General features: G+C 70.2%; 16 protein-coding genes. 1 reads left to right on the top strand and 15 read right to left on the bottom strand.

The features are described 5' to 3' along the window. The 9 genes from QN206_08375 to QN206_08335 all read right to left on the bottom strand — a co-directional run bounded on the left by QN206_08375 (position 1) and on the right by QN206_08335 (position 7736). On the bottom strand, positions 1 to 591 hold the full coding sequence (locus tag QN206_08375; GenBank protein ID MDR7614823.1) for a glycerol-3-phosphate acyltransferase: 591 nt from the start codon (positions 589 to 591) through the stop codon (positions 1 to 3). A 69-nt stretch (positions 592 to 660) separates the two neighbouring features. Next, on the bottom strand, positions 661 to 1221 hold the full coding sequence (locus QN206_08370; GenBank protein MDR7614822.1) for a TlpA disulfide reductase family protein: 561 nt from the start codon (positions 1219 to 1221) through the stop codon (positions 661 to 663). Continuing rightward, on the bottom strand, positions 1218 to 3329 hold the full coding sequence (locus QN206_08365; protein MDR7614821.1) for a CopD family protein: 2112 nt from the start codon (positions 3327 to 3329) through the stop codon (positions 1218 to 1220). Before QN206_08365 ends, QN206_08370 begins: the two co-directional genes overlap by 4 nt. Continuing rightward, positions 3314 to 4132, bottom strand: coding sequence for a cytochrome c biogenesis protein CcdA (locus QN206_08360; GenBank protein MDR7614820.1), 819 nt, complete (start codon positions 4130 to 4132; stop codon positions 3314 to 3316). The genes QN206_08365 and QN206_08360 overlap by 16 nt, the downstream gene beginning before the upstream one ends. Continuing rightward, positions 4129 to 4680, bottom strand: coding sequence for a TlpA disulfide reductase family protein (locus QN206_08355; protein MDR7614819.1), 552 nt, complete (start codon positions 4678 to 4680; stop codon positions 4129 to 4131). The genes QN206_08360 and QN206_08355 overlap by 4 nt, the downstream gene beginning before the upstream one ends. A gap of 493 nt (positions 4681 to 5173) precedes the next feature. Beyond that, positions 5174 to 6121 (bottom strand): M56 family metallopeptidase, encoded by a 948-nt coding sequence (locus QN206_08350; GenBank protein ID MDR7614818.1) that lies wholly within the window; start codon positions 6119 to 6121, stop codon positions 5174 to 5176. Further along, a complete protein-coding gene (locus QN206_08345; protein ID MDR7614817.1) occupies positions 6118 to 6561 on the bottom strand; it encodes a BlaI/MecI/CopY family transcriptional regulator in 444 nt (147 codons plus the stop codon). Before QN206_08345 ends, QN206_08350 begins: the two co-directional genes overlap by 4 nt. Further along, on the bottom strand, positions 6558 to 7463 hold the full coding sequence (locus QN206_08340) for a hypothetical protein (protein ID MDR7614816.1): 906 nt from the start codon (positions 7461 to 7463) through the stop codon (positions 6558 to 6560). Before QN206_08340 ends, QN206_08345 begins: the two co-directional genes overlap by 4 nt. A 63-nt stretch (positions 7464 to 7526) precedes the next feature. Further along, positions 7527 to 7736, bottom strand: a complete 210-nt coding sequence (locus QN206_08335) for a hypothetical protein (GenBank protein MDR7614815.1) — start codon at positions 7734 to 7736, stop codon at positions 7527 to 7529. Between the two features lie 207 nt (positions 7737 to 7943). Between QN206_08335 and QN206_08330 the strand changes: the two genes are divergently transcribed. Continuing rightward, positions 7944 to 8588, top strand: a complete 645-nt coding sequence (locus tag QN206_08330; GenBank protein ID MDR7614814.1) for a Rieske 2Fe-2S domain-containing protein — start codon at positions 7944 to 7946, stop codon at positions 8586 to 8588. Positions 8589 to 8598: 10 nt separating this feature from the next. On the opposite strand, the gene QN206_08325 is transcribed toward QN206_08330, so the two are convergent. Genes QN206_08325 through QN206_08300 form a run of 6 tightly spaced genes read right to left on the bottom strand, consistent with a single transcriptional unit; the run spans position 8599 to position 12690 of the window. Beyond that, entirely contained in the window at positions 8599 to 9951 is a 1353-nt protein-coding gene (locus QN206_08325) for a HAMP domain-containing sensor histidine kinase (protein ID MDR7614813.1), read from the bottom strand. Beyond that, on the bottom strand, positions 9941 to 10654 hold the full coding sequence (locus QN206_08320) for a response regulator transcription factor (protein MDR7614812.1): 714 nt from the start codon (positions 10652 to 10654) through the stop codon (positions 9941 to 9943). The genes QN206_08325 and QN206_08320 overlap by 11 nt, the downstream gene beginning before the upstream one ends. After that, the gene (locus QN206_08315) at positions 10614 to 11297 is read right to left on the bottom strand and encodes a hypothetical protein (protein ID MDR7614811.1); all 684 of its coding nucleotides are present in this window, start codon (positions 11295 to 11297) and stop codon (positions 10614 to 10616) included. Before QN206_08315 ends, QN206_08320 begins: the two co-directional genes overlap by 41 nt. Positions 11298 to 11301: 4 nt before the next feature. After that, the gene (locus tag QN206_08310) at positions 11302 to 12153 is read right to left on the bottom strand and encodes an FAD:protein FMN transferase (GenBank protein ID MDR7614810.1); all 852 of its coding nucleotides are present in this window, start codon (positions 12151 to 12153) and stop codon (positions 11302 to 11304) included. Beyond that, positions 12150 to 12371 carry a hypothetical protein gene (locus QN206_08305; GenBank protein ID MDR7614809.1) on the bottom strand — a complete coding sequence of 74 codons (222 nt, stop codon included), beginning with the start codon at positions 12369 to 12371 and terminating at the stop codon, positions 12150 to 12152. Before QN206_08305 ends, QN206_08310 begins: the two co-directional genes overlap by 4 nt. Then, positions 12361 to 12690, bottom strand: coding sequence for a hypothetical protein (locus QN206_08300; protein MDR7614808.1), 330 nt, complete (start codon positions 12688 to 12690; stop codon positions 12361 to 12363). The genes QN206_08305 and QN206_08300 overlap by 11 nt, the downstream gene beginning before the upstream one ends. Positions 12691 to 12725: the final 35 nt, after the last annotated feature.

Here is a 12725-nt window from a genome sequence, read left to right as displayed (position 1 = left end):
CTAAGGGGATCCGGGCACGGGGCGTCTCCACTCCTGGAGCCGACCCCAAACCCAAGGCAGCTGGCGTACCGCCACGGTGAGGCTCACCGCGGCCGCGGCGGCCAGCTCGCGGGGAGGATATCCTCCCACCAGGAGCAGTCCCAGGTAGGTGGGCAGGGCCACGATGCCCACGGTGGGAACCCACCGGGTACGCAGGGCCGCCAACGCCCCCAGCCCGAAAGCAAGCAGGAAGGGTTTCCCGGCCAGGACCATGAGCACCCCGGCCGCGGGGCCGAGTCCGCGGCCCCCGCGGAACAGGAGGTAGAGGGGCCAGTTGTGGCCCGCCACGGGCGCGGTGCAGATGAGCACGAACCCTTCCAGGGTAGCAGCCACCCGGCGCGCGAGCCATGCTGCCACCGCTCCCTTCCCCATGTCGAAGAGGACCACGGCCACGCCCGCCGGAGGGCCCAGAGTGCGCCACGTTCCCGCGCCGCCCGGGTTCTCTCCCACCCGCAGCAGGGAGGTACCCAGCCGCCGGGCCAGGATCTCCGCGGGCAGGACGGAGCCCAGCGCGTATGCGGCCGCCCCCGCCGCCCACTCGTGGATCTCCATCCCTCCGCCCTCCCGCAATTCAGATTTTAGGGGATCCGTTGCACGGAATAGGGGGCTTGTGCCGTGGGGTCAGGGTTGCTGCAGGAGTCGGGTGATGTAGTCCTCCAGGCGCCGGGCTCCTTCCGGACCCACGAAGGGACCCGCGTGGACTTCCAAGATGCGTCCGGAACGGGTGATGAACACCGTGGTGGGAAGCCCCACCACCCGGTACTTCGCCAGCACCACGCCGTCCTCGTCCACCACGGACGGAAACGTGATGCCGAGCTTGCGCGCAAACTCCCTGGCAAGAGGGGGACGGTCCAGGGCGTTCACCCCGAGGAAGTGGACCCGCCCCCGGTAGCGCCTGGCCGCGTCCTCCAGGATGGGCATCTCCAGCCGGCACGGCACGCACCAGGAGGCCCAGAAGTTCATCACCACGGGTTTGCCAAGCAGCTCGGAGAGGGCGAGCTCGTGGCCGTCCAGGGTCTCCAGCACGAAATCCGGGGCAGGGGGCCGGGCCGGGAGGGTATGGGCGCCTGGCCGGGTTCGGGGACGGGTGGGAAGGCCGCCGCCCTCCTGCGCCCGCTGCCACATCCAGGCCACGGCCACGGAGGCGAGGGCGACCGCGAGAAGCACCGGGAACCGTCTCACGGAGGCCGCACCTCCTGTGCCACATCGAAGTCCTGGGTCCGGGTGATCATGTAGTGGGCGGGGGCGGACATGAGGAGCTTATGGGGCCGGTGGGTGCGCTCCCCGATCCAGGCGGCGAAGGAGGCGAGGCCGTCCGGACTGTCCCACAGCACCACCCGGCACGGTTCCCCGCCGCAAGCGGCCCGGCGGCCCACCTGTGCACGAACCGGGTTCCGCATGTATCCCGCCACCCCTTGGGCCACGAAGGGCTCCGGGAGGGGATCCCGGTGCCATCCCCGGCCCGTCCACACGTACCGATCCCGGCCGACGAGAATGCCCCGCATCCCGCCCTGCACCTCGAACCGCACCCGGTCCGGCTTCTGGAAGCTGTACCGGGTCACCACCACGTTGCCCGAACCGTCCGTGATCTGCTCGATCTCCCGCCAGGTTCGGACCGTCTCCATGGCTTTCCGGGCTTCCTGGAGGAGCCGGAACGCCTCCACTTCCGACCGCAGCCGAGACTCGCCCAGGCGTAGCGGAAAAGACGCGGAGACATCCGGCCTTCCCCGCCACCGCAGCACCACTTCCGCCTCCCAGTAGCCCGCAAGCCCGAGCTCCCCGCCCTCCCCCGCGTACCGGCCGGGTTCCTCCCGGGGAAGCCGAACCGTGGCGGGGAGCGCCTCCTCGTCCAGCTTCCGCAGCCGCACCATCACCCGGTCCGCGTCCACAGGGGTCCTGTCGAGACGATGCGCCGTGACCTCGAACCGGTTCCAGCCCGGCTCCCCCGGCGTGACGCGCAGCACGACCTGCAGGCCGTCCGAAATCGCGGCCAGGGCGAGGGTGCGGGGAGGGGCGGTGCGCAGCTGGACCGTGCGGGCGGTGGGGGTGATGGTGAGGGCACCCACCGCGAGCAGCACCGCGATTCCCAGCACCGCCTCCGCCTGAGCCACCCGCCGGATCCGGAGCAGGGCCCCTTCCCTGGGATTTCCCGAGGCCAGTGGGGGGACGTTTCGGTACCGGTTCACGGCACCCAGGGCCACGAGCGCGGCGACGAGGGCGAGCTTGCCCGACAGCCACTTTCCCCACTCCGTCCCGAGGAAGCCCCCGAGCGAAGGGAGCTGCCGAGCGGCCATGTACGTGCCGGTGAGGACCGCGGCGATCAGACTCCAGCCCGCCCACCTGGAGTAGCGGAGCGTTGCCTGCGCCGCATGCATGCGGTATGCCCGGCCCGCGGTGAGGAGGGCGAGGAGGCCCACGAGCCCTCCCATCCAGACCGCGGCAGCCGCGAGGTGCACCCAGTCCGCGAGGGCCGCTGGCGCCCCTTCGCCCCACGCGTGGGATCCCAGGGTGGAGGTGAGGAGGAGGAGGGCTGCGACGGGGAGGGACCACCGCTTCCGGATGGCGTCTGGCCCGAGGAAGACGGCGGCCGCTCCCATGCGGAGGGGCAGGGCCCATCCCGACGGCCCGGAGGCCAGCAGCCGTACGCCAAGCGCGGGGGAGAGGCCTCCCAGCAGGAAGGCGATCTCGAGCCCGGCGGTGGTCAGTACCGCGAGCGCGGCGGCCAGCGGAATCCGGTGAAACGCCGCATCTGCTGGCTCTGGGAGCGCGATCCGAAGAGGTCTGAGCACGAGGTGCCAGAAGGCCGCGAACCCCGCAAGCGTTACCAGGGCCGTGTACGCGACCCACCGGACCACCACCCGGAGCAGGGGTGGCTGGTCCGGCTGTGCACCCCTGCGGTCGGGTGTCGCTCCCACCCCGAATGCCATCAGCCCCGTGGTGAGGTGGCCGTCCACCCGCGAGAGGACCCGCCACCGCACCACGTAGGTCCCGACAGGAAGCGACGGGAGGGAGATGAACAGGGTCCGGCCATCCCCCGCCACCTCGGACCGCAGGGAACGCACCTTCCCGGAAGGATCCAGCACCTCCCCGGTGCTCAGCCCGGGATGCACGGTCTCGCTGAACACCAAGACCACCTGTCGCGGAGAGGCTTCCAGCCGCGTACCGTCCGGGGGACTGCTGCGGAGCAGGACCGCGTGACCCCGGGCGGGACCCGCCACCAGGAGGCCCATCAGCACCGCGAGCCAAAGCCCTCGGAGAAGGGCCTGCGGGAAGGTCAAAACGCCCTCCACCAGTAACCCACCATGAAGATCCCCGCGCCGATGAGGAAAGCGGCCGCGAGACGGTGCACGTAGGGGACCACGGCCCGTACCCACCGGTGGACCGCGGCCTCGAAGAAGGCCACGCCCACCAGCACCGCGGTGAGGACCGTGCCCATACCCACCGCGTACCCCAAGAACCGGCCGGCCGCGGCAAGCCAGCTCCCGGAAGCCACCGCACTTCCCACCACCGCCAGGAACACGGGCAGGGTACACGCGAGGGAGCAGATTCCGTATGCCACGCCGAATCCGAAGAAGGAGAGGAGGTCGTTGCCGGGCCGCGTCCGCTCCCACACCCGGCTCGCGACGGGAAGGCCGAACTCCCGGCCAGAGAGGGCAAGCCAGGTGCCGAGCAGCACGAGGGCGACACCGATCAACAGGCCGCCGTAGGGGAACGCGCGGGCGAGGACGTATCCGCCCGCACCGATCGCCAGCCCCGCGGCCCCGAAGAGGAGCACGAAGCCCAAGGTACCGAGGCCTCCGAACGCGAGCGCCCGGGCCGCCCGTCTGCCCGGAGTCCCCGGGGCCTCCCGCGCGAGCGCGTAGGCGGCCAGGGAGGGCAAAAGCAGGATCCCGCACGGATTGACCGCGGCCACCATGCCCGCGGCGAAGGCGTACCCCACGGGGAGCCAGCTGAGGAGGGTGGCCACCCGCCCCTGGGCGAGATAGAGGACCTGCGTGGACGCGATCAGAGCCCATCCCAGGACGAGGCCCACCAGCACGAAGGCCACTCCCGCAGAGTCCAGGGGCATCCGACGGGAGACCTCCGGGTTCACGGTGCCGACCTCCGGAGACTTTCCAGCAGGTTTGAGAGTCCTTCCCGGGTGATGGGTCCGATCCAACGCTGTACGATTCTCCCCTCCGGATCCACCACATACGTCTCCGGGATCCCCGTGACCCCGAACTCCACCAGGATCCGGCCACGGGCATCGGAGCCGTTGGGATAGGTAATTCCGAAAGCGCGCAAGAACGCCCGCGCCGCCGGCTCCGAATCCCACACGTTCACACCCACGAATACGATACCCCGGTCCCGGACCCCCTGCCAGGCCGCCTCCAGCTCCCGGGCCTCCTCCCGGCACGGCGGACACCACGAGGCCCAGAAGTTCACCACCACGATTCGACCTCGGTGGTCTCCGAGCCGGAACGTGCCGCCCTCGAACAGCCGCAGAGCAAACTGGGGCGCGGGCCTCACCCGCACCTGCCCCGCGCGACCCATGGTGTTGACGGCAAGTCCGCCCCGGCGCGGAGCTTCGCCGCGGAACAGGGCGGAGGAGAACACCACCACGAGCCCGGCGACGAGGAGGCCAACCAGGGCAAAACGCATCGCGCCACCAGCGTAACGCTTCGCCGCGGCCCTCACCTCAAGACCCAGTACGCGGGGGCTCGGCCGTCCCGGCGGCCTGTCCCCGGCTCTGGGTCCGGGACGGGTCGTGGGCCGTGGGGTGACAGGACGTGGCCCCAGCGCCCCGCATCAGGAGGAGATAAGACAGGGGGCAGGCGAGCAGGGCCAGCAGGACCAGAACGGGCAGGACCCGTTGCGGCGCCACGGCCCAGAGGAGCACCGCCAGCGCTGCGAGTCCGGCCAGGACCCGCCCGTCCAGGCAGAGAAGACGCCGGCCCGCGCTGGGAACGCCGGGGGTGGCGGAGCGTTGGGAAAGGAGCGAATCACCGCCGGGGGCCGAGGCCGGTGGGGCTGCGGCCGGATGTTGCCCCGCGCGCGTGGAAAGCCACATGGCGATTCCCATTCCGATGGGGCAGGCGACCAAGAGCAGCAGGGGCAGCAAGTTTTCCATGTTGGTTCACCTCTCCCGAGTCGGCTATAGGGGTCCGATCCGGCAGTACAGGGGCAGAGCGGCAGCCGAGCTGGCGACGATGGAAGGAACGGCTCGCACCGCCACCACAGCCAGGCCGCCGGCCAGGAGCCTTCCACCGAGGTCCCGGTCGGGCCGCGCACGGCCTTCCAGCAAGCACCGCAGCCGGTACTCGAGGACCCGTTCGGGGCTGCTCCCAAAGGCCGGCAGCGGCGCGCCGGCCAGCAGGGCGTGCTCCGTAAGGCGGCCCAAGGCCGAGGCCAGGGCCATGGGCTGCCCCGTGAGCCGTACGGCGAATGCGTCGGCCTCCAGCTCCTCCTCGGCCTCGAGGGATTCCAGGACCCGCCGGGTCCACGGAAGGTACCAGGTCGCGTCCCGCATGACCCGCGCCAGCCACAGAGCTTGCGGGGCCCGCCGGGCCAGATGTCCCAGTTCGTGCGCCAGTACCGCGAGAAGCTCCGCACGGTCCAGACGGTCCAGGAACCAGCGGGAGATCACCACCACGGGTCTAGGCCCCCACCCGCTGAAGGCCGCGGGCGCCGGGAGACCAAGCACGCGCAGTTCCGGCACGGGTGCTTTCAGCCGGCGGGAGAGAGTGGCGAAGCACCCGAGCAGGTCGGGGTCCTGGACGGGAGGGCAGGCGAGGACGAGCCGCCGGGCCCTCCGGAGCCGGACGAGGTTCAGGATCAAGGCGCCCGGTACGGTCCCCCAGACGGCGACGAGCAGCCCCAGGCTCAACAGCGGATCCCATCCCGTGAGCGTGGCACAGGCGTTCCAGTACCTGGGGAGCAGGTGGGCGGCCACGAGGGCCAGGACGAACAGGGGGAGGCTCAAAAGCAAAAGGCCGACAGGACGTCGGCTGCCCACGGGCACATGCGGGACGATCCAGCTGGCCGCCGCGCTTAGGAGGGCGGCCAGCGCGAGGGAGCGCAGCAGGAACTCCGTGTACGTCATCGCCCCGGCCGGCGAGCCCTCGCCTCCTCCGCCAGCCGGAGGAGGCGCTGCCGCGTCCCAGGATCGGTGAGCTCACGCAGCTTCTCGGCCGCGACACCGCCGAAGTTCACCAAAAGCCGCTCCAGGACGCGTCCGACGAAGCGCTCGATGAAGGCCTCACGTTGGAGGGCGGCCCTGTACACGTAGGCGGGTTCGCGCCGCTCCGCCACCAGCAGCCCTTTGCGGGCCAGGCGCGCCATGGTGTTCATGACGGTGGTGTAGGCGAGGCGGCGGCGCCGGTACAGCTCCTCGAACACCTCCCGCACCGTGACCCCTTCTCCCGGCGGCCGGGACCAGATCACCTCCATGATCTCGGCTTCCAGATCCCCCAGGGCCGAGCGGATCCCGGGCCGGTCCAGGCGCACCGTGTGGAGCTCGGGTTCCTCCCGCGGACGCGTCACGGGGCCAGGACCCTCCCCGCCTCCACGAGCTTCTGAAGCGTCCTTCCGCCGTCTGTGGACCGGTACAGGTCCGCGGAGAACGTACTGAGGTAGACGACCTTGGGGTCCGCGGGGTGCAGGGCCAGGTGCGCGGCTCCCTCCCGCGGCCCGAAGAACAACCCCAGCGGGTTCCAGGTCCTGCCGCCGTCCGTGCTGTGCAGCAACCCCAGTTCCGGGGAAGCTGCGTATGCGTACACCTGCTGCGGCTCCCGGGGGTGGAAGGCCACAGCCGTCACGGCAACCCGGCCGAGCGGACCGTCGAAGTTCTGCCACCGCTCGCCCCCGTCCCGGCTGACCACAAGCCCCTGCACGGTCGCGGCAAACACCGTGCTGGGGTCGCGGGGGTGTACGGCCAGCGAGAACACCCCTGACAGCCCTCGCCCGCCCAGGTAGGCCCACGTGTGGCCGCCGTCCCGGGTCCGGTAAAGGCCCGTACGCCCGGTCACGTTCCACCCGTAGATCACCTGGGGATCCGAGAAGCCCTGGGCCGCCGCGTGGAAGTCCGCTTCACCGGCCAGGGCGAGCGGTTGCCAGCTCAGCCCCCCGTCGCGGCTCACCTCCATGCCGAGGGGGTTCGACCGTCGATCCCGAGGCCCCGGGTGGCCGCTGGTCAGGAGGACACGGGGCTGTCGGGGATGCACCAGGAAGCCCATGTGGTCGTACGTGTGGGTGCCGACCCGCTCCCACCGGCCGTCGCGGATGCGCAACAGGGCCCCGTGCGCGGCCACCCACACCAGCTGCGGCTCGAAGGGGTCCACCGCGAGACCGTGGATGTGGGGCCCCGGGATGTCGCGGACCTCCGCAGCCGCCGGGCCGGCGGCGAACCGATCGCCCGTCCACGCGCCCGTGCCCAGCAGCAGCAAGGCGAGCACCCATGGAGCGGCAGGCCCTCGGGTTCGTGATTCCCTCCGGGGCTTTGCCATGGCTCACCGGGACGGGCCCGGCATCATGGGCATCATCGGCATCATGGGCATGCCGGGCATCATGCTCCGCATCATGTCTGCCATCATGTCCCGCATTCGCGGGTCGGACATGTGGTCCTGCATGTGCCGCTGCATCTGAGGGTCCTGCATCGCCCGGACGCACGCGTCCACCATAGACGGCATGGCCTCCGGATCCTGCGTGGTCGGGCTCATCGGCCCACGCATCTGTCCGGGCCCGTGTGCGGGACCTGCGGAGGGCGGGGCAGTCTGTGAGAGCCCGTGAGCCCACACGAGCCCACCTGTAACGAGTAGGACCGCCAGAGCCGAAAGCCCGGCCCAGGCCAGGCTCCGCATGACTACCACCTCCTCTCCTCGTGGGGCATGCTACCATTATCGGTAGTACTACCGCAAGGAGGAGACGTGCCGGACCGGAGGGCCTTTCTCAGGTGGTTGGCTGCAGTCCCTGTGGTGGGTGCCCTGGCCTCTTTCACCGCTCCCGTGCTCCGCTACCTGAAGCCGAATTTGGAGCCAGGCCTCGGCGTACCGCGGCGCGAGATCCCGGACCTGGCGGAGGGCGACCTCCCGGAGGGGGAGACGCTCCCCATCGCCACCCTGGAGGAGCTGCGGGAGCCCTGGTCGAGCAAGTTCTTCGTGTTCACCCAGAAGTACCCGCAGTACACGCCGGAGCTCGCCAAGGCGGCCACCGTACCCGGGGTGGCCATCAAACTGCCGTGGAAGTTGAGCTTCCCGGGCTACAAGGGTGGGAAGGAGCCCACGGACATCGTGGTGTTCTCCCGGATCTGCCCGCACCTGGGCTGCATCTTCAACTACGTGCCGAACTGGCGGGAGGTCACCGCGGGCTACGGCGGGTACGTGCCGCCGGAAGACCGACGCCACGGACTGCTAGCCTGCCCCTGCCACCTCTCTATCTTCGACCCCGCCGACCGGGAGCTTCCCGGCCGGGTGCTGTCGGGTCCCGCGCCTCGTCCGCCGCGGCACTTCGTCTATGAGATCCGGGACGGGGTGATTCTCGCGACCGCGGTGGAGCCGGGCGGGATCGCCTGAGGGATTCCGATCAGGAGGTCTTGGCCGGGAGGAGGAAGGAAACCTCTGTTCCTGCTCCGACCTCGCTGCGGATGGTGACCCGGCCCCCGTATGCCTCCACCACCTCCTTGACCAGGGCGAGTCCGAGCCCACTCCCGTCCGCGCGTCGGGGGGCCGGGACCCGATAGAACCGGTCGAAGACGTGTGGGAGGTGTTCCGGAGGGATTCCCACGCCCGTGTCGCGGACCCGGAGCACGACCCCCTCCATTTGGGCTTCCGCCTGCAGGAGCACCCGGCCGCCCGGGGGTGTATACTTCACCGCGTTGTCGAGGAGGTTGCGGATCGCGAGCAGGATCTGCTCCGGATCCGCTTCCACGAGCGGCAGGTGCGGGGGGACTTCCACATCCAGCCGAAGCCCCGCTTCTGCCACCACGGGACCGATCTCGTCCGCCAGCTCGTACAGGAGGGGGGCGAGGTCGACCCGTTCCCGGCGTAGCCCGCGGCGCTCCTCCACCGCCGCGAGCACGAGGAGATGATCCACGAGTCGCTGCAACCGGTCCACGTTCCGCAAGGCCTGCATCACGTGGGCCGCCAAAGCGGGATCCGACGGGAGGCGCTGCTGCAGGACCTCAAGACGCAGGCGCAGGGCCGCAAGAGGGGAGCGAAGCTCGTGCGCCGCGTGCGCGGCGAAGGTCCGCTGGCGGGTCACCATGGCTTCCACCCGTTCCGCCATGCGGTTGAAGGCATGTCCCAGCCGCTCTACCTCCGCTGATCCCTTCACCTCCACCCGTTCCTGCAGCTTCCCGCTGGCCACCGCTTCCACGGCGGAGGTGAGTCGTTGGAGGGGCTGGGTGATTCCGTGCGCCAGCAGGACGCTCGCCGCGGCCACCGCGCAGAGGATTCCGAGCCCCGCACTGCCCAAGGTGAACCAGGTGCCCCGCACCGTGTCAAAGACCGCGGAAGCGGGGACGGAGAGCTCCACGGCCCCCACGACCCGGCCGTGTTCCTCTACCACGGGTACGGTGGCGAACAGGCGCCGTGCATTTCCCTCCCACCCAAGGCCTTGACGTGGGGCGGAGAGGAGCCGTTCCGGCAAGGGTTCCGAGCTCGCTACGACCCGAAGGGTAGGGTCGAGGACCACCAGGCGCGCCCCTGCGCTCCTGGCGTAGTGGGCAAGCGCGGAGGGGCTCGGGGTGGCCCAATGCTCCAAAGGTTCCGCGAGGGCTGTTGCCACCACCACCGCCCGGGCCACGAGTTCCCGGTGGGCCTGATGGACCGCCGCCTCCCGGAGCTGTACGCCCGCCCATACCACGAGGCCGCCCAGCCCCACGGAGAGCATCCCCAGGTACAGGAGCACGATCTGGGACCGAAGGCTACGGGCCACCCTCTACCTCGAACCGATACCCGTACCCCCGCACCGTTTGGATGTAGCGGGGACGGGTGGGATCGTCCTCCAGCTTCTCCCGTAGCCACCGGATGTGCACGTCCAGGGTCCGCGGGTCTCCCACCCAGTTGGATCCCCATACCCGGTCCAGGAGCTCCTGTCGGGACAGAGCCTTCCCCGCCTCCTCCATGAGAACCCGAAGCAGTTCGAACTCCCGCGGGCGAAGCGGGACCTCCTGCCCGGCCTTCCACACTCGCCGGGCGACCCGATCCAAGAGGATGGCCCCGATGGCCATGCGATCCCCGGAGGCGGGGAGCGCACCCCGATCCAGCTCCCGCCGCCGCAGCAGGGCCCGGATCCGCGCCACCAGCTCCCGAAGGCTGAAAGGCTTGCCCACGTAGTCGTCCGCCCCCATCTCCAGCCCGGTCACCCGGTCCAGCTCATGCGTCCGGGCGGTGAGCATGAGGATGGGGACGTCCGACCGCTGTCGGATGGCCCGACAGAGACTGAAGCCCTCTACGTCTGGGAGCATCACGTCCAGCACCACCAGGTCCACGGAGACTTCCGAAAGTTTCCGCAGCCCTTCCTCGCCCGTGGCAGCATAGAGGATCCGAAACCCCTCCTCGGCCAGCGCTTCCTGAAGGGGATCCGCCAGCGCCTCGTCATCCTCGATGAGGAGGATCCGTGGCTGTCCTTCTCGCATCGGTTTTTCGCCACACACGGGCTAGGAAGAGCGTGTATGCCAGCGCCGCGGTTCCCACCAGGAATCCTCCGAAGACGGGATCCGGGACATCCGTCCCGGCCCCTACCGCGTGCACGGTGGCAAGGAGGTACGCGCCAAAAGCTGCGTAGTGGATCCGTCGCCAGGCCCGGTGGCCCATCCGGCGCCGCATATACCAGCTTCCATATACCAGAAGGGCCGTCCAGAGGGCCATCTGTCCGAGCCCGACCTCGACAGGGCGATAGGGGGCGAATCCGAAGGGCAAAAGGACCTCCGCAAGTCGTGGCCGCAGGGAGCGGTCCCCGAGGAACAGCAGGGCGTGTAGGATGGAAAAGCCCAACCCCAATCCGCTCACGAACCGGTGGATCTCCACCAGGGCCCCACAGGCAGGGCCCCGGACGAGGCGGGCCGCCTGCAAAAGACCGAGGCACACGCTCATCCACAGGAGGGCATAGGCTACCCCTCCCGTGGCGCGGGACGCGTGCCAGAAGAATTTCGGAGCCGGGCCCACAAGCGCGGCGATGATGGCCTCGCCGTATGCGCCGGCCCAGACAAGCCCTGCGGCGGTACCCGCCAGGACACCCAGCACCAGTACAGGCCAGCCCTTTCCCGGAACCATCCGCATCCGCCTATCCCTCCACGTCTTTCAGAGCGAACCGCGGTGTGGCATATACGGAGCCGTCCCGCCGCACGAGCAAGGCCCGGATCCCGGGCCGCCCGCGGAGGTACGCCCTGGCGGCTTCGAACCCCAGCACCACCAGGGCGAGGCTGTGGGCGTTGGCCTCCACCGCGGTGGGGGCCCAAACCGTGGCGCACACCACGTCCGTCTCCGCGGAGCCACCGGTGCGGGGATCGAGGATGTGACGCCGCACGTCCACCCCGGAGGTGGCAAGCCCTCCTTTCCACATCCATACGGTTCCCAGAGGCTTTGGGGACCCGTATGGCCCGGCCACCGCCACGGGCCACCCCTGCCCTTTCCCCGGCATCCCTCGCACCGCCACATCCCCCCCCGCATCCACCAGGCAGGGACCGTACCGGCCGAGGAAGTCGGCCACCACCTCCGCGGCGAAGCTCTTCCCCACGCCTCCCAGGTCGAGCTCCAAGCCCGGGGGGAGGCGTACGCTTCGGGTTCGCGGATCCAGCCGCACCCTTCGCCAGCGGCCCAGCCAGCCCATGCAGGCTTCCTCCCGGGGACCCAAGGTGGGATCGTACAGGCCTCCCGTGATCTCCGCGGCCCAGAGGGCCAGCCGGATGGCGATCCAGAGGAGCGGGCTCACCCGCATGGACCTGCCGCCTGATCCGTTCAGGTGCACGAGCTCGCTGTCGAGCCGGAACCGGCTCAGGGCCTGCTCCATCCGCTCGATCAGGCACCGGGCATGCCAGACCGCGGTTTGGGCCACCGTGCGGGAAGCCGCCCCGAGGCAGATCCGAAACCCACATCCCATGGCCCGGAAATCGTGGACGAAGAGCCGCGGGTTCACCGGGAGGATCGGGTGGAGGCGACGGGGCGCCGCACGGAGGGGATGGGTGGAAGCTCCCGGAGCTCCACGGCGCTCGGGTCCGGTGGAGCCCCCAGGGCCGGAGGGGCTGGCCGGTGGGGCGGAAACTCCGAGTCGGCAAGCCATCCCATCCCGGTGATCGTCCCCGCGAGGGCGACGGAAAGAAGGAGGGCCTTCCACGCGTCCACCTTAGTGGTCATGACGCCACTCCCAGGGCTCCTCGTGTTCCCGCTCGAATCTGGGGAACGTCTGGTGGCGCCCTCCGCCGGAGAGCTCGGCGATGGTGCGGTTTGCTTCCTCCAGGCGCTCTCGGTAGACCCGCTCCCGCTGCCGATAGAGCTCAAGCAAGCGGTTTGCCTGCGCCAGCTGGTTCCTGGTCTCCTCCAGCCAAGTGCGGACCTCGGTGCACGAGCTTCCAGCGCCCTGCGCCTTGGCCCAGCGAATTCCCAAGCTGAGAGCGGCCGCCACGAGGAAGGCCGTGGCCAGCGCGGTTCCCGTCCATGCCCACACGCGCGACATCCGATGCCTCCGGAGCGGAATTTCATGGATAGCCT

It is taken from the genome of Armatimonadota bacterium (genome assembly GCA_031460175.1).
GTDB classification, from domain to species: domain Bacteria; phylum Sysuimicrobiota; class Sysuimicrobiia; order Sysuimicrobiales; family Sysuimicrobiaceae; genus Sysuimicrobium; species Sysuimicrobium tengchongense.
The sequence above is the reverse complement of the archived record's forward strand: the minus strand, read 5'-3'. Positions and strand labels throughout refer to the sequence as shown.

What these genes read in the sequence shown, in the direction of transcription:
- QN206_08335 (MDR7614815.1), bottom strand. Translation starts at nt 7,736, where the DNA reads ATGAGCCCGACCACGCAGGATCCGGAGGCCATGCCGTCTATGGTGGAC.
- QN206_08375 (MDR7614823.1), bottom strand. Translation starts at nt 591, where the DNA reads ATGGAGATCCACGAGTGGGCGGCGGGGGCGGCCGCATACGCGCTGGGC.
- QN206_08350 (MDR7614818.1), bottom strand. Translation starts at nt 6,121, where the DNA reads ATGACGTACACGGAGTTCCTGCTGCGCTCCCTCGCGCTGGCCGCCCTC.
- QN206_08355 (MDR7614819.1), bottom strand. Translation starts at nt 4,680, where the DNA reads ATGCGTTTTGCCCTGGTTGGCCTCCTCGTCGCCGGGCTCGTGGTGGTG.
- QN206_08305 (MDR7614809.1), bottom strand. Translation starts at nt 12,371, where the DNA reads ATGACCACTAAGGTGGACGCGTGGAAGGCCCTCCTTCTTTCCGTCGCC.
- QN206_08300 (MDR7614808.1), bottom strand. Translation starts at nt 12,690, where the DNA reads ATGTCGCGCGTGTGGGCATGGACGGGAACCGCGCTGGCCACGGCCTTC.
- QN206_08320 (MDR7614812.1), bottom strand. Translation starts at nt 10,654, where the DNA reads ATGCGAGAAGGACAGCCACGGATCCTCCTCATCGAGGATGACGAGGCG.
- QN206_08315 (MDR7614811.1), bottom strand. Translation starts at nt 11,297, where the DNA reads ATGCGGATGGTTCCGGGAAAGGGCTGGCCTGTACTGGTGCTGGGTGTC.